This window comes from Borrelia hispanica CRI (assembly GCF_000500065.1).
Taxonomy (GTDB): Bacteria; Spirochaetota; Spirochaetia; order Borreliales; family Borreliaceae; genus Borrelia; species Borrelia hispanica.
Window position 1 is genome coordinate 1 of sequence record NZ_AYOU01000101.1, and the last position, 16,358, is coordinate 16,358.

A 16,358-nucleotide genomic window follows, 5' to 3' on the forward strand; every position below is an offset into this window, starting at 1 on the left:
AATATAAAAAACTTATTTACAAACTTGACATTTAAACAAAATAGTATATAATACTATATAAGAATGATTATTATTTAATAATAAAAAAGGAGAATATATATGAGAAATAACATTTTAAAGAACATAATTACTATATCTGCTTTAACAGCATTTATGCTTACCAGTTGTAATACTGATGGGACTTTGGCTATACCAACTGGTAGTCAAAAAGGTGGTGCAGATACTAAAACAAGTGGTGATGGTCCATCAAATATCCCAAGAGCTGATGGTGATGTTAATGGTGATGTTAATGGTGATGTTAATGGTGGTGTTAATGGTGGTGTTGATGATGGGGCTAAACAATTAGCAGATTTGATAGTTGTACTTACAACAAAAGTTGAAAAGGAAGTAAAGGTAAATAAAGATGGTAAAGAGCCTGATAATACTCAATATGGATTAAAAGACAGCGTATTTAAATTAATAAAGGATGATAAGCAGAAAACTTATGATGAAGATACAAATAAAGATACAAGACATAAATTTTATGGATCTTTGAGCTGGAAAAAAGAAGCAATTAAAGGCCTTGGAGAAGTACTTGCAAAGCTAGCAGGAGAGGCAGCTTATAAAGATACTTGGCCTAAAAATCTTGTAGAGGTGGGAGAAAAAGTACAAGGAGTAATTCAGGTTACATTTAAACAAATAGAAGACAAAAAAGAAAAGCTTAATACTTTAAGCCTTGAAAAAATAAATGAACTTAATGATCAAGTAAAAAAACTTGAAGAAGCAAGAAATACCTGGATAACATTTGTAGATGATTTAATTAAAGATTATAAGGCTGATAAAGATAGCATCAAAACTACTGTAAAAAATTTGGTAGATAAATACCTAACTCCAAAATACACTGATCCTCTTTCTGGACTTGTTAAAAGCAGTGAGCAGTTAGGGAAAGATATGAAGAAAACATTAGAAGAAGTAAAATAATATATTAAGATATGACATTTTCAAATTACGGAAGAGAGGCAGAGCTTCTCTTCCGTTTTTATTTATGCAATTTATAAACAATTAAGATTATCAAATGTTAAATAAATTTAAATTTGTAAAAATTTATATTTATATTATAAATTATATTGTTTTTTGAATTATATAATATATATTATTATATAATAATGATTATTATAATTTATCGTTTATGATATAATAACTTTAAGGAAGGAGAATATTTATGAGAGAAAATTTTTTTACAAACATTTTTATTTTATTTGTAATAGCATTTATGATGGCTGGATGTGGACCTTTAAACAAAGAAGGCGGATATGGTGGTGTGGTTAAAAGGGATGATGCAGCGAAATCACAAGAAGCAAATCTTATTCCACAATTAATTGATGCCTATTCACAACTACTACAATCAGAAGAAGATGATGAGGTAAATGGAGATGAGCAAAAAAATTTACAAAATGAGAAAGAAAAAACGGAACTTATAGCTTTAATAAAAGAAAAAGTTAAAAGGGAAATAGATGTGCTAGAAGAATATAGCAACAAAATTGAAGATAATGAACAATATGGAATGAAATGGGGAGTATTTAAATTTTTAATAGAGGATAACAACAAACGAAACATACAATCTGTTGAAAATACGCTTGCAAGAAAACAACTTTATGCATCTTTAGAATGGAGTGAAGATAGACTTAGAAAATTTGGAACAATAATGAACGAGGTAGAAAAATGTGATCGAGTCGTTGCAACAACGATATTAGAAACAGGAATGAATTTTGTTCAAGCAAAATTTGAAAATGCAATAATTAGTATTTATGATAAGGGGCAAAATTTAAATAATTTAATTCTTGGGAAACTAAGAGATATTAAGAAAAATCTTGATCGAATTGATAATTTTCGAACACAATGGATCAGTTTTATTGATAAAATTATAGCTGAATATGATTCTAATACTGGTGACATACAAAAAGATAGCCAAGCATTAGTAAATCGTGTAAATAGTGAATACAAAGAGATATTTGAAAATGAAATTTCTGAAATTAAAAAGGCATCCGGTGATATTCAAACTATATTAAAATAATTAAAATAAAACTTTACAAATAACTCAAATCTTATAGAGAGGAAATAACTTTTTTCTCTCTATTTTTGTTGTAATTAAACATAAAATTACAAAACATATCTTATTGTTCAGAGCAAACAATATATTATTTTTTATAAATTTTGTTTTTTTTATGCTTTTTACTGTACAAATAATAATTAATCTTATATAATACATATTACATTGTAATACTTATTACATATTATATTATGCATATAATTTAACAAGTTTTAAAATTTGTGCTTCGTCCATTCAAAACAAACAACTAACCATCAGCTGAGCATTTCTAGGCTGATGGGTGGCTTGACCTTTTTATGACAATATGTGGGAATTAGTTTTCTTAAATATTGTCATATACTATTACTTATCATATAATAAAATTGATCATATTAAAATAGTTTTATTAAAGGGCATATAATTTATATTCCTACATTCCAACAGAAGGTTGATTCATAGTTGCATCTTACATTATACTTCAACTCCCAAATTTTATCGAGAGCTTTATCCATAGCTTTATATGCAGAATAAGCCTCTCCTCCAGATTCAACTATTTTCTTAATCTCATCAACCATCTTAACTTCGTCAATATGTTTTGCGGCCAATGATATTTGCTTCTTAACCTTCAAAATAGCATCTTTTCTTTTATTCATTATATCATCTAATTGATCGTATATTTGATTAAGCTTTTCTGCAGATTTAAAACGAGCTAAGTTGCTATCGTGTAAACATTTGTACAAAAGATCGTTAATAAAAGATGTAATCTTGAATAATACATTAATTAAATCTAGAAGTAAACTTGCATATTTCTGGGTTTGAGTTTGTTTCATTTTAGTCAGTGCTTGGACCATCATTTTTTCATAATGATGATTATATCTTGCTTTTGGTATTTTTTCATCCTTATCATAATAAGTAATATTTGCCTCATTATTATATCTTGTTGGGGACCAAGAAATATTAAACAGTTCCTCAAGCACTTTTTTAAAGTTATCAATATCATTAGTATCCTTTTCTAATGTAGTATAAATATAGTTATACTCTTCCGCCTTTTCATAACCTGATAATGATTCTATAAGTATTTCCATTGACTCAGTATTTTTTACAGTCTGATTAAAGGCAGTTTTAAATTGTTCCTTGTATTGACTTATGCTTTTCTTTAATCTAATATAGGCTTTATTTTTGGACTCTAATGCGTTATGTTCTTGAACAGATGGGTTTGACTCTGATGTTTCTGTTTTAGTTACAGTTAAAGCAGAGGGTGGTATGACAGGGGGGATTATTACTTTTTTTGCAGGAGTTACTATTTTTTTTGATGACAAGTCTATTTTTTTGTCTTCCTGGCCATCTACATAATCACCTGATTTACAAGATATTGTTATAATAGCAAACAAATATAAATTAAATTTAACTTCTCTCATATATTCTCCTTTTTTGCGCCTATAGCATTACAACACATAAATATAATATATTTATGTCATATGAATATTATTAAAATATATCAAGATATCTATTCTAAACTTATCTCCATTTTTTCCTTTATTTAAAAAAGAATACATAATTTAAATTATTTTGATTTTACCATAATTTTATTTCTGTATTCAAAATTTTTAATAATAAATACTTAGTTTGCATAATTTACATTAGCATCATATAATATAATTATTAAAAATGCTAGTTTTATGCGTTAATCATATAAAACTGGCTAATAATTATATTATGATTTTTTTATTCTTATAATTTAAGTAAAAGATAAATCATCTTTAATTAATAATAAATAAAAGTTAGATTATTTTATGATATTTTTACAAAATTTATTAAATATATGATTCATAAAAAATATAAAGCCGAGCCACCACCTGATCCAGCTCTCCTTTTTGCAAAAGTATTGACTGGTATTTATTTGTAAATCAAAGCTAGTAATACATTATAACATTTAATGCTTTATATTTATATAACATAAGACACAATACATCTTTATAACTATTATTATATGTGAATCATTATAATTGTTACAATCAAATATTACTTTTCTTAATCTTGTTGGTTGTTAAAATTTTAATAACATCCTTTTTATATAAATTTTCTTCTAATTATACTTAAGTATATACCATTATTTAAAAATAACAACAATGTGAATAAATTAATACTTTAATTTAAATAAATCCTAGGTGCTAATAATTAAAAGTAATGTAAAAAATGTATAACAAAAAAAGCCAGCCTGCATCTTTAAATTAATATTTAAAATACGCAAACTGGATCAGGTGGTGGCTCAACCTGTAATATTTATTATACTTAAATAATATAAAATTTGCAACTCAATATTAAACAATATTTAATTAAAATTAAATTCAGATAATAAATATTATTAATATTAAAACTATTAATATTTAATTAATAATAAAAAAGTATAATTTATATAGCTATATTTAGATGTGCTAGAATTTTAAGCTCATATCAATTTGCTAGCTTATACCTATTAAATACCTTTGTTATATAAATCTAATTTTGCAATATCCTTATAATGCAATTATCAATTGAACTATTAATTATCCATAAATAGTATTAAATCAACGATTCTATCTTCAATTTTATTACTTAAATTCGTTATATCACTAAAGATAACGAAAAATGGATTTGTGTTGTCAGCTTCAGTATGTGCTAGGCCATGTGCTAACATATATAATGGATTCATTTTTTTCCTAAAATCCTCTATAGTATCAAGTTTTACTAATTCTGTTACCATATTTTCAAATAACTTTAAAAATTTATCCATTTCTAAGTACATATCATCTAGGTAGTTTTTAATAGATACAATTCCCCCTATATCATTACTGTTCTTAATTGAAACTAAATTATCATTATTTAAAATTTTACCATTTTCATCTATAACTCCATGTATTATGTCCGCAAATATTTTTAAACTATTAAGTGTGCCTCCAACATAATGTGTTTCACCTTGTCCAGCAGGTATTAATAATAATTTTTCAAATACCAGTTTCAATTGTTTAATTATTTTAATATCAAGTCTGAAGCTAATATAAACCTTATTTTCAAAATTGGTAATATCACAATATTCAGGCTGGCAATTTTGTTCAATTAAAATTTGACGAAACAAACTAGAAAACTGAGCTTTATCAAATTTTTCAGATTTATAATAATAAAATTCTTTAAGTTTATTAAGACTTGTTTGCAATCCCAGATAAGCTTCTTCTGGTGTTTTAAAACCTTCAGAAAATTCTGATTCATCTATTTGTTCATCTGTTATTTCATTTTGATTATCTTGTCTTTCTTTACAAGATAACATTAGTAACATAATTAACAAATTAAATGCAAATATTACTTTAAACGTTTTACTAATCAAAGCTACTCCTTTATGATTAAATCATCAAATATATTTCTTAAAATACCAAAGATTATTGTTTTCTTTATAAAATCATTTAAAAATATATCAGATTCCTACACATCTTTGCTATATGTAAAATTAAGCAAATTATCGACATTTTGTTTGTTTAATCTTATATTATTTTTTACTTTAAAACAACTTAGAGATTCTAAAAATATCATCATAAAAGCAATTTGCTTTAAATATTAAGTTTATCTTGTAATCTCTTTAATGCATTTGCATCTAATTTAAGTTTACTTGTATCTAGCGCACCAGAAATTGCAACTATCTCTTCATAAGATAATTTACAACCTTTTAAGATATGATTTTTAAAACTTTGAGTAGCAACAGGGACAATTTTTTCTGTAATTTCAAGTAATATTTTAGCATATTCACGCATTTCTTTAGATGAATGCTCAGCAACTTCTTTTGATGCATTTAAGGCTGATCTTAATTTTATAAAATGAAAGAGATTATTTAAATCAATTTGCCAATACCATTCGGTATATAAGCTTAAAGGCAAGACAATTCTGGATATTTCTTTTGGAATATTATGATTTATCATATTTTGATATATCTTGTAAGAAGATTGTTGATTATCCTTTAAATTATTTAATATTTCATCCCTAAATGCATATTCAGTTTTTTCATTATCTTGATTATCTGTGACATTTTGTGTACTTATATTCTCTTCTAAAGGCACATAAAACTCTTCCTTAATTAAACTATAAGAACTAGAAACTTCATTAATCCTTGCTGTTCTATGTCGCATCCATTGTCTTGCAATAAATATTGGGGCTTTTACATAAAATGTAAAAACGACTTGTTCAAATGGACTTGTATGTTCATTTCTTATTAAATAATCAATAAGTTCTCTATCTTCTCTCTTAATACTCTCTCCTCTATATGAAATTCTTGCGGCTTGAATTATTCTCTCATCACTACCCATAAAATCAACAAGTTTTATAAAACCTTTATCTAATACTTTATGTTCTATGTTTAACAAATTTTCTTTTTCAATTTTAAAATTCAAAATACAACTCCATAGACTTACAAATATTTACTGCATACAACTGAGATTATACAATATATACCATTATTATATAAATCATTCCATATTTTTTAACAAAAAAATATTTTGGGCAAATTTAATTTTACTTTGCAATATCAATGAATTATTGATTATTTATCAATAGCATTAATTACTATCCTTTTCTCATTAAATAAATTGTCTTTAATATGAATAATATCAACAATGCCAAGAAATAATATGTTATTTCATTTGCTGTATTAAATTATTAACTTTATCTGAAATTTTATTAAGCAGTTCAGACAATGTTTCACTGGCAAGACAAAGTTTAACATTATTACAATTTTTATTATTAAGCATCACATCTAAATTGATAAGAGGTTCTATTTTTTTTAAAAGTATTTCTTTAGTATCAGATTTTGATGCATCTTTTATTATTTCTTGAATTGTCAAAAATCTTTGTTCTATTTGTAAAATCATATTGTATAGCATATCAGTAAGCTCATTAAGTCCCTCTAAATCTTTGTTAGATTCAAGTTCAGTTAGGGTATTATTATTTAAGATTTTGCCTTGTTCATCTATCACTTTAAATGCATAACTTGGCAAATGAGATAAACTTTCAATTAAAAGTGCAAAATTCTTAACATCAGAATTAGATTTTGACATTAAAATATTTGCTATCGTCTTTAAATTATTTAAAGTGTTAATATCATACTTTAAATTGGAATAAACACTATGTCTAAACTCTTCAGTATTTTTTTCTCCCAAGGCTATGTCAAAAATGTCTTTAAAGCTATGTTCGTCAAATACTTCTGGTTTTAAATTTAATGAATCTTTAAGTAATTCTACGCCTATCTGCAATTCAAAATAAGCTTCTTCTGGAGTTGTTGGTTTGGTTTCAGCTTCATTTGATTGATCTCTTGCTAAAATACTATCTGTTGCTTCTGAATGATTTCTTCCATTTTTACAAGATAGTATCATCAATACACTAAGTGTACATATTAGCAAATAATATATTCTTTTCATTAATTAACTCCTTTATGTTCTAGTGATAAAAAACAATTTTGATATTTATGTTATAATGCAGAGTATTTTTTATACAGAACATAATATATTACATCTATTATAATAATATAATTTAATATTATTATCACCATTCATGAAGTATATTATTCATTTGTCTTTGTTAAGTTTGTAATTGTCACTAAGTGAAATAATTTTATCATTTTATAAATTTATTTTTGATATTTGGAATAAATGGTATATATTATTGAATAATTATTTTATTCTGATATTGAAATTTAATAATTGAATACTTTAATAGTCAAGGAGGGAAATATGAAGAGAAATGTTTTATTATCAGCATTTATGTTGACACTGTTATTCTTGTTATCATGTGATCTTGATGTTCTTAATAGTTTGTTAATTGACGCAAGAGAAAAATTTTTAGATGAAAACAAAAATAATAAAGGTTTGCATTTGAAAGATGAAAATCAAAAAGATCAAGAAGATGTTATCATTGGTTTTGAGGGGCATAAAGCAATGCAACAATTTGTTCCAGGTGTAGGACAACCTGTGGTAGCTATGAAGCCTGTTAATAGGGAAATTCCAGTGTTGCAATGGTATCCTTATAATCAAGAGGAAAAGATAGAGATAAAGGAAGAAGATTTAATTCCAGATACTGATTACGAAAAAAGAGCTCAAAAAGAAATTGATGATCTAAAAAGTGCTCTTAGAGATTCTAATTTTGATCAATTAATTGAGGAGGCACGTAAACTTCAAATTGAGTATGCACAATTGGAATCTAGTTTTTATGATACACTCTCAAAACTCCGAGCAGAACTTAACAATAAAAAAGGAAATTCTTCTTTCAAGAATGGTAAAGAGAAGCCAAAACTACAGAAATTAATTCAATTTCGTAATCAATTGAATGAGGAAAGGGATGATATTGATATGCTTAGGATTAAAGTTGATAGTGGCTTTGATGAGCGAAGCTCTGCAAAGTATTTTTTTGAGAAATCACAAAAGACTTTGAAAGAAGCTATTACTGAAAGATTAAAAAATAAACGTAGGAGTCGTTGGGCAAAAAAAGGAAACATTGATGCAATAGCTAGAAGGGCGAGAAGTGAAGCAGAAAGTGCTTTCAATCAATTAGAATCTGCTTCTTCTAGGATAGGTGAAGTAATAGGAAGAAAGAAAGAGATAGAAGAACTTATTAAAGATGCAGAATCTGTTCTTGGAGAGAGTTTTTAAAGATAAAAAAATATGTAATAGTATAAATATTATTTTTAACAATAGTATTTAAAAGGAGAGTCTTCTTGTTAAAAGGAGACTCTCTTAGGTTTTATTTAAGAAGTGAATATGAGGAAAAGTATTTTAACAGTATATATGGTCAAGTAAAGTAACAAATGGTATGGGAAAGAAAGAGTTCAAGTAATTTCTGTGGCACTTGTAGTACCTGTTAATTTATTATCAGAAATTTAACAATAAAAGTATGACAGGTTATTTTTGTGTGGATATAGTATGCTTGAGGAGTTAAGAGTGTTTATGCTTGGAAAACGATATTGAATTTTTTAAATCAATATCGTTTGATTGTTTTTATTATTGTTTTTTATTTTTGCTTTTGACTAAAATCTTAGATTTCTTAATTCATTGTAGTTATGATTAAAATTTCGTTTTTTGAGCAATTTTCTGTAAAAAGAATAGAATTAGGTTATACATATTGTGAATATTAGTAATAATGACATATGTTTATTACTAATAAATTAATTTTGTATTTTGGAGGTACGATAGGATGAGTTTTGTGTATAGCAGGGTTGTATTGATATTTTGTATAATTTGTTTTGTGAGTTGTGGTTTATTGAAAACTAAGAATAAATCTCGGTTATTGCAAGAGCTAAAAAATATTGATTTAAAATCTGATTGGAAAGACAATCTTAAACTTAGTAATGATGAACTTGGTATATTGACTTTTTTTGTTAATGCATTAAAAGATGAATTGCCAAAAACACGTACCAGTGCAGCTCATTTTAATATTCATTTAAAAGGAGATGTATCTAAAGTAGAAGAATATGTTAAAAGGTTTTTCTTAAAATTACATGATAAGGGTAAAGTTAAAGAGCTGCTTGGATATATTAAACATGGGAGAGATAATTCACCTAATGTAGAGGGTAGAGATGATGCTCTTAATATGGATGCAAAAGAATATTATAGGATTGAGGTAAGACTTGCTATTGTTTTTGATAATTATTTTATGTTTTTAAATCCTCCATCTGCTGGGCCATCTGCTGATCCATCTGCTAAAGTGCCTTTTGTTGGTGGTGATCCTGAAGATCAAGTATTTAATGATATTAAACGTGTGTGTTATGAGTATAGAGGTTCACATTAATAATGTTAATATTTGGGTGTGGGTAAAGAGATAAATTTATGATTATATTTATAAGGGAAGAGATTTTTTTATTTTTATTCAAATTGATGTAAATTTAATGTTAAATATTAACTTTAGAGGAGGGAAAAATGAAATTCAAAACTAGATATTTGTCTTTGGGATTACTTTTTAGTTTTATCAGTTGTGATTTAATTTTTGACGATAAAATTAAAGAAAAATCTCTAGTTTTATTTGATAAGGTTAATTCTATCTTGGATACTGGTGGGCAATCTGTTGAAAATGTCAAGTCTACTAAGCAACGAAGAAGAATTGTCAAAAAAAGATCATCTACTAATGGTAAGAAATCTGGTAGTAGTAATTTAGCACAAGATGTATTATCAGGTGATATAATTAGTGGTCTTCAGGATGATGTGAAACGTGATAATGTACATGTGCAAAAGGGATTAGTACTTAAAGACAGCCTTGAAGAAATTGATGTACTTCTTAATGAGAAAGATCGAAATGTTATATTATCAAATACAACATCTGAATTTAGTAAAGAAGAGATACAAAAACAAAAACATCAGGATGTAGAGAGTAAAAATTCAATTACTGAAATTTCAACAGGGTACAATTTAGATAGTCAAAAAATGACTTATGGAGAATTAACTTCTCTTAGAGGTGAGAGTGGTGAATTAAAGGAAACTATTGAAAGCAATGCAATTGAAGTTAATTTTACTATAGACTCTGATTTAGGGCCAAAACATATTTCAGGCCCAAATACTATTGCATACACTGATACAATAGAGGAAGAAGATTATGATCAATACTACTGGGAAGATGATGAAGAATCTTTGGAAGATAAGGAATTATTGAAAGAAGAAATAAGACTAGACAACAGATACAAATCTTATCTAGAAAGTGTAAGGTATAATGTAGATTCAGCAATTGATACAATTGATAAAATATATAATAATTATCTATTATTTAATACAAAACAAACCCAAATGTATTCTACACGTCTTAATAGTGTTACTAAAGCTAAAGCTAAAGAAGAGGCTAAATATTTTACAAAAGAAAAACTTGAGAGAGATCTTAAGACACTATTAAATTACATTCAAGTGAGCGCAAAAACAGCAACAAATTTTGTATATATAAAGGAAATACATGCAAAACAAAGATTGGATAAACTTGAAACAGAAATGAAATCTTTAATTTCAAAAGTTCAAGGACAATCTAGGTCATATGAAGCATATAAATCAATAGTAAGTTCGATTCTACAAATGAAAGACTCTCTTAAGATAGTTCAAAGCTCTACTGATAAGAATGGTCCTTGGTATTAGAAAGTAGTATTAAGTTATTATTTTTTTATATTTGATAAACAGGCTATATATAATTATAGCCTGTTTATCATTTAAGATAATTATTATATTAGTAATTGTCTTAATATAATTACAATTATGTAGAGGTTTGCAAATGAAATATATTAAAACAAATATAATGTATGCATTGTTTTTATTTCTTATATGCAGTTGTTCTTTATTTCAAAGTGTTCTTGATGATAAATTTAAAGATAAAAAATTTATGAATAGTTTGGATAGTATTCTAGACGATAATCAAAAATATGCTTTTGATTTTTTTAAAGGATCTCTTCAAGATGAAAAGGCCTTAGAGGCGGCAAAAAAAGAAGACAATGGTGAATATGATGGTCATAAAATTAATTTTGACTATGACGAAAAAGCACTAAATAAATTACTTACTGAATTAGGAAATGATAAAATTAAAACATTTCTTAATAAAATATATATAGCGATCAAGGCTATTAATGGTGGCACAGATATTGCATTGTCAACTCTTTGGGTGTATCCTTATGAAAAGGAAAAGGACCCTTCTTTTCAGGAAAAACAAAATATTATGTTAGAATCGAAAAGACAACGCTTGTGTGAACTTTTTTATATGTATAGTAGTAGATTGTTGAGTGCGAATTCCTTTTTTATGTGTGTAATGGAAGATGGAGTTTTTGAGGTTTATCATAAGTAAAGGGAAGCTTTTGCATATATTTAAGATAGATCTAAAAAAGAATCTGAAAAAGTATTAACTTTTTCAGATTCTTTTGAATGAAAAAATAAAATTCTTAATTTTAAGTGCGTTATATAGAAAATGAGGGCCCTGAAAAGTAATAATTTTTTTATATATGATGTTCTTCAGAAAGAAATTAACAAAAAAGTATATTGTGATTAAATGTTTTGGATATATCATTTCTTTTTAAGTTTTTTAATAATATTTTGTTTTTAATTATTTTTTCGTTTTTATATTTAATTGTGTGATTTGGCTAATTGGTTTATTTAAAAGTATAGTGTAATAATTGAGATAATTTAAAAATATAAAATAGGATTTATATATATTATTTCGATAAAGATATTTGATTTGTGTATATGAGTTATTTTTGTTCGTGAGGAGCAGGTTATTTTTTTGATTTCTTTTGAATTATCTGACAGGAAAAGGTATGGGCTTAAATAGATAAGTTCTCCGATGTCAAAGATCTCCTTGAGAAGGAATATGAAATTGTTATAAATAAAACTAATAAATATGGGGAGTAGGATATAGATGGGAAATTAGTTTTAAAACTAATATAGTTGAAAAATGCATTTAAGATATCGATATTAGTTCTATTGCTGTTTACGTCACAAAAATAAATTTTTGGATAACTGTTTATGGCTAAAGATTATATTTTTCATGTTAATAATAAAATTTATACTAATAAAGAGGAACAATAAGCAAATAAAAAGAAGTTAGAGTAGGATATTAAACATGCATGAAAATTTTTGAAAAATTGTGTAGAAATGAATATATTTATTATTTTGTTTCATCAAATGTTAAATGGGAAAAGATATGTAGTAATAGGTGAAATGGAAATATCCAATGAAGATGCTATTGGAGATAATTTTGATGAATATATTGAATCTTCACAATATGGTAATCTTAGAACATTTCATGAAAGAAGTAAAAGATCTGTTGTTAATGAAAAAGAAAATTCTTGCGAAAATCCTGATGTTAAAAGTGCGGATGTTGTTGTCCCAAATCTTCTTGATATAAGTTCTTTCAATGATGGTATTACAACGACTAAAGTAACAGTAGAAGAAGTTGATGAAGATGAAGACTTAGAAGATAAATCTTTTCCAGATGATTATGATGTTGATGATGCACTTTATTGGATCAAAACAATAAAAGAAAAGAAGCAATCAAATGTAATGTTTGAAATTTTAGTGATAGCAGGAGATATTGAAACTTTAAAAATGATTATTTTACAAAAATACAAACAAGAAAATAATGTAAAAGTTTCATCAAAATGTCGCATATAGAAAAACCGGATGTTATTAATAAAGCTAATATAAGCAATATAAATAAAGAGAATTCTAAGAACTCTTTAGAGAAAAACTCTGTAAAAAGTCTTTCATGTAAAAAACCAAAAAGCGTTGAACAAAAAAGTGAAAAAGTGCAATTTAAACGAATTGGCGTAAAAACTAGACTGATAGAAGTGCACAAAATAAGCAAAAACTATATGCAACAGGTGAAAGAGCTGAGCAACAACGATTCAACGTACATAAACGCCCTGCTAGATTTGGAGACTGCCATAAATGATTATGGGAAAGAATATGACATCGAAGATATTTTGCAACACTTTCTAAAGCAATTTGGCAACAGGTACAAGTACAAAGTGTGGATGATGATGAAAAGAACAGATGGCGTAATAAACGACTATGATCTCATATGGGAGGGCCGATTCAAAGATTGGTACTTGCCTATAAATATAAGAAAAATTACACGACGACAAAAGAAAAATATGGCGAAAGAATAAGATTAGCAAGCAAAAATTTTGAATTTCATGCGTCAAAAAAAGTGAAAGACGAAGAAGAAGAAAAAAAAGAAAAAGAGAAAGCAGAAAAAGAACGCAAACTGCAACTCAGACGACAACAAGAATATATAGAGAGGTTATTTAGGCGAGAAGAAGAAGAAAGAAGAGAGCGAATCAGAAGGAGAGAAGAAGAAAAGGCAAAGTTAAGAATGGAGGGCAAAGAAGAAATATTATCCTATGTAGGAAGTGCTAAAAATAGCGATTCTAGTGATGATATTGCAAAGTTCTACCCTTTGTACGAAGAGAGTAGGGGAGATAATATTGCCGTACGCCCGCCGAGATCAGAAATTAACACTAATTTTGAAGGATTTAAGACTACTAAAGGACTTTCTCTTGCTAGTTTGGGAATTATGCTTCCATATCAAGAGCAAGATCCAGATAAAGATAAAATTTTGATGCAAAATGCAAAAGGAGAGATGATATGAAATTTACTTTAAAGTATTAACAAGAAGACTTTATTTAAGAAGAGATAGATTTTGGCAAACTTATATGAGCGATGAGATTCAGTCTAAAAAAAATGATGAGACAATAGTTAATTTCCTAATACTAAATTCTGATGATATTGATTATGAGTATGTATCTTCATATGTTAAAGAGTGGATAAGCAAGAAATATACAGATAATTTGGATATTAAAATTCAACTAGTGGACAATCTTTATTATAATTGTGAAATCAAGAAATATAGTTTGCTTGCTGGTGTTTTAGAGACTCTTTACAGAGATTATAAGGAAATTTTTCTTGGTAATTTAGAAAGAAAAAAGGTAGTTGAACCTAAAATTAAGTTACAATCAGAAGATCAATCAGGAGATGTAGAAAAAGATCAAAAAGATCAATCTGTAGATCAAGCAGAAGAACAGGTTGTGCCACAAGATCAAGCACAAGCAAAAGCAGCTAAAGTTAAAGCAGTTAAAAAGCCTACTACTAAGCCAGAAGTTATTCAGCCAGAGGTTATTCAAAGTTAACTAGAGATTAATATGAATTATTGATTTTACTAATTAAAGATTTGTAGAATTAGTAATTCATGTTTATTTATTTATAATTGAATTAATTATTGAGATTAATGTTAAAAGAATTCCTACGTTAATTGTAATAATAGTTCCAAGCATCCAATTATTTAATTTTAATTTACTATTAAGTTCTGTTTTGTTCATATCCATATCTTTTCTTATAAGATCCATATCTTTTCTTACAAAAGAAATCTCTGATTTTAAGTTATTTTCAACAGTATCAATTTTAATATTTAGGTTATTTTCAACAGTATCAATTTTATTATTGAGATCTCTAATATCTGATTTTAAGTTATTTTCAATAATATCAATTTTATTATCAAGTTCATTAAATTTAGTATCAATTTTATTATCAAGTTCATTAAATTTAGTATCAATTTTATTATTTAAGTTATTTTCAACAGTGTCAATTTTATTATTGAGATCTCTAATATCTGATTTGAATGCCATTTTTAGAAGTTCAAGATCTTTAGTAGTAAGTTCGTTTTTATAATATCTATAAGATAAATCGTCTGCAATATCTCTATCCATACCAACTTTTACAAGTTCATTTAACACCATTTGTCTGGTTACTACTGGCTGTATCATATGTTCCATGAAAATCTCCTTATATATTATTATAATATTTTGGGGGTTTATTGTTAAGTAAAATAAGTGAATTTAGTTGATGTTTAAGATACGAAGATATTAGAAAAGATTTGTTTTTGTATTTTGTGAGTTTTTTATAGGAAATGCCCAATTGCTTTAGATTTAGGTTAATGTATGATTTGAGAGTATGTATATCTTTGTTAGAGTTTTGATCAAGAAAAAAGGATTCAATTAGATTAGCAATAGTAGACTGTAATTCATTATTGCTATTTTTATAAAATAATAAATTTGCAGTATTATGTATACGTAAATTTTCAAATGAATTAATAAAAATTAAGTTTTCAAGGCTATTTAGTGAAGTAGGCTTACTTACAAGTTTGATACTTTTGTATTTTGGATGTTTTAAAATGGATTCATAAAAGTAAGAATTGTCCTTTTTGTTTAGAGATTGAAGAATAATAGAATAAATATATTCTAAATGTTTAGTAGTTATATTTGCAAGAAATAATTTTTTGAGAATACGATTAAGTTTTATATAAATAATATTAAACTTATGTTTTTTTAGGAAATAAATAGCATTTATAATTAGTGTGGAGTTGACCAAAGTATGATTTTTAATTTGTAAATTAGATGATGATGTGTAAGTAATAGTATCATGTGTATAATTAGTGATAGTAAAATTTTTTTTGGTGAATTTAAATAATGGAATACCAGAAGAAAGCAAGATACCTATTGCTTTAAGTTCTGTACTATTTGATATTAAGAGGTAATTTGTGCAAAAATTAATAATTTCTTTAGGATTTATTTCAATTATAATATTATTTGTACTATTGTTAAATATAATTTCATTTATTTTTTTGATGTTTGATTTTTTTAAAAAATTTTTTTATACTAATTATTTTAAATAAATATATATCTGTTTTAAAGAATTGTCAACTTTGTATTTTTTTTGGTAACTCTGTATTAATTTTGGTAACTCTGTATTTTTTTGGGTAGCTT

15 protein-coding genes are annotated in these 16,358 nt (G+C 26.0%); 10 read left to right on the forward strand and 5 right to left on the reverse strand.

The annotated features are described in order from the left end of the window. Window positions 1-99: 99 nt before the first annotated feature. Window positions 100-960, forward strand: coding sequence for a complement regulator-acquiring protein (locus U880_RS0102890; protein ID WP_024654687.1), 861 nt, complete (start codon window positions 100-102; stop codon window positions 958-960). 241 nt (window positions 961-1,201) lie between these two features. Further along, window positions 1,202-2,053 (forward strand): complement regulator-acquiring protein, encoded by an 852-nt coding sequence (locus U880_RS0102895; protein ID WP_024654688.1) that lies wholly within the window; start codon window positions 1,202-1,204, stop codon window positions 2,051-2,053. Between the two features lie 437 nt (window positions 2,054-2,490). On the opposite strand, the gene U880_RS0102900 is transcribed toward U880_RS0102895, so the two are convergent. The 4 genes from U880_RS0102900 to U880_RS0102915 all read right to left on the reverse strand — a co-directional run bounded on the left by U880_RS0102900 (window position 2,491) and on the right by U880_RS0102915 (window position 7,506). Then, window positions 2,491-3,486: a hypothetical protein gene (locus U880_RS0102900; RefSeq protein ID WP_024654689.1), complete on the reverse strand. Its 996-nt coding sequence runs from the start codon at window positions 3,484-3,486 to the stop codon at window positions 2,491-2,493. A 1,124-nt stretch (window positions 3,487-4,610) separates the two neighbouring features. Next, on the reverse strand, window positions 4,611-5,429 hold the full coding sequence (locus U880_RS0102905) for a hypothetical protein (protein WP_024654690.1): 819 nt from the start codon (window positions 5,427-5,429) through the stop codon (window positions 4,611-4,613). 220 nt (window positions 5,430-5,649) lie between these two features. Further along, on the reverse strand, window positions 5,650-6,483 hold the full coding sequence (thyX, locus tag U880_RS0102910) for an FAD-dependent thymidylate synthase (RefSeq protein WP_024654691.1): 834 nt from the start codon (window positions 6,481-6,483) through the stop codon (window positions 5,650-5,652). Between the two features lie 240 nt (window positions 6,484-6,723). After that, window positions 6,724-7,506, reverse strand: a complete 783-nt coding sequence (locus tag U880_RS0102915; protein ID WP_024654692.1) for a hypothetical protein — start codon at window positions 7,504-7,506, stop codon at window positions 6,724-6,726. A 312-nt stretch (window positions 7,507-7,818) separates the two neighbouring features. Between U880_RS0102915 and U880_RS0102920 the strand changes: the two genes are divergently transcribed. The 8 genes from U880_RS0102920 (at window position 7,819) to U880_RS10515 (ending at window position 14,726) form a co-directional block, all read left to right on the forward strand. Next, entirely contained in the window at window positions 7,819-8,733 is a 915-nt protein-coding gene (locus U880_RS0102920) for a P12 family lipoprotein (protein ID WP_152520382.1), read from the forward strand. A 541-nt stretch (window positions 8,734-9,274) separates the two neighbouring features. Beyond that, window positions 9,275-9,868: a hypothetical protein gene (locus U880_RS0102930; protein ID WP_024654694.1), complete on the forward strand. Its 594-nt coding sequence runs from the start codon at window positions 9,275-9,277 to the stop codon at window positions 9,866-9,868. A 128-nt stretch (window positions 9,869-9,996) separates the two neighbouring features. Continuing rightward, entirely contained in the window at window positions 9,997-11,190 is a 1,194-nt protein-coding gene (locus U880_RS0102935; protein ID WP_024654695.1) for a ferrous iron transporter A, read from the forward strand. Between the two features lie 133 nt (window positions 11,191-11,323). After that, window positions 11,324-11,887 (forward strand): hypothetical protein, encoded by a 564-nt coding sequence (locus tag U880_RS0102940; RefSeq protein ID WP_024654696.1) that lies wholly within the window; start codon window positions 11,324-11,326, stop codon window positions 11,885-11,887. Between the two features lie 869 nt (window positions 11,888-12,756). Then, a complete protein-coding gene (locus U880_RS0102945; protein ID WP_161626514.1) occupies window positions 12,757-13,209 on the forward strand; it encodes a hypothetical protein in 453 nt (150 codons plus the stop codon). Then, window positions 13,197-13,706 (forward strand): plasmid maintenance protein, encoded by a 510-nt coding sequence (locus U880_RS11750; protein ID WP_024654698.1) that lies wholly within the window; start codon window positions 13,197-13,199, stop codon window positions 13,704-13,706. The genes U880_RS0102945 and U880_RS11750 overlap by 13 nt, the downstream gene beginning before the upstream one ends. Beyond that, window positions 13,640-14,188, forward strand: coding sequence for a hypothetical protein (locus U880_RS11755; protein WP_024654699.1), 549 nt, complete (start codon window positions 13,640-13,642; stop codon window positions 14,186-14,188). The genes U880_RS11750 and U880_RS11755 overlap by 67 nt, the downstream gene beginning before the upstream one ends. A gap of 64 nt (window positions 14,189-14,252) precedes the next feature. Beyond that, window positions 14,253-14,726: a hypothetical protein gene (locus U880_RS10515; protein ID WP_024654700.1), complete on the forward strand. Its 474-nt coding sequence runs from the start codon at window positions 14,253-14,255 to the stop codon at window positions 14,724-14,726. Between the two features lie 63 nt (window positions 14,727-14,789). On the opposite strand, the gene bdr is transcribed toward U880_RS10515, so the two are convergent. Further along, on the reverse strand, window positions 14,790-15,368 hold the full coding sequence (gene bdr, locus U880_RS11760; protein WP_024654701.1) for a Bdr family repetitive protein: 579 nt from the start codon (window positions 15,366-15,368) through the stop codon (window positions 14,790-14,792). Between the last annotated feature and the right edge of the window lie 990 nt (window positions 15,369-16,358).

Excerpts from the sequence above, each read along its gene's own strand:
- U880_RS0102930 (WP_024654694.1), top strand. The coding sequence starts at position 9,275 with ATGAGTTTTGTGTATAGCAGGGTTGTATTGATATTTTGTATAATTTGT.
- U880_RS0102900 (WP_024654689.1), bottom strand. The coding sequence starts at position 3,486 with ATGAGAGAAGTTAAATTTAATTTATATTTGTTTGCTATTATAACAATA.
- U880_RS0102920 (WP_152520382.1), top strand. The coding sequence starts at position 7,819 with ATGAAGAGAAATGTTTTATTATCAGCATTTATGTTGACACTGTTATTC.
- U880_RS11750 (WP_024654698.1), top strand. The coding sequence starts at position 13,197 with ATGTCGCATATAGAAAAACCGGATGTTATTAATAAAGCTAATATAAGC.
- U880_RS0102945 (WP_161626514.1), top strand. The coding sequence starts at position 12,757 with ATGGAAATATCCAATGAAGATGCTATTGGAGATAATTTTGATGAATAT.
- U880_RS0102915 (WP_024654692.1), bottom strand. The coding sequence starts at position 7,506 with ATGAAAAGAATATATTATTTGCTAATATGTACACTTAGTGTATTGATG.
- U880_RS10515 (WP_024654700.1), top strand. The coding sequence starts at position 14,253 with ATGAGCGATGAGATTCAGTCTAAAAAAAATGATGAGACAATAGTTAAT.
- U880_RS0102940 (WP_024654696.1), top strand. The coding sequence starts at position 11,324 with ATGAAATATATTAAAACAAATATAATGTATGCATTGTTTTTATTTCTT.
- U880_RS0102890 (WP_024654687.1), top strand. The coding sequence starts at position 100 with ATGAGAAATAACATTTTAAAGAACATAATTACTATATCTGCTTTAACA.
- U880_RS0102895 (WP_024654688.1), top strand. The coding sequence starts at position 1,202 with ATGAGAGAAAATTTTTTTACAAACATTTTTATTTTATTTGTAATAGCA.
- bdr (WP_024654701.1), bottom strand. The coding sequence starts at position 15,368 with ATGGAACATATGATACAGCCAGTAGTAACCAGACAAATGGTGTTAAAT.
- U880_RS0102935 (WP_024654695.1), top strand. The coding sequence starts at position 9,997 with ATGAAATTCAAAACTAGATATTTGTCTTTGGGATTACTTTTTAGTTTT.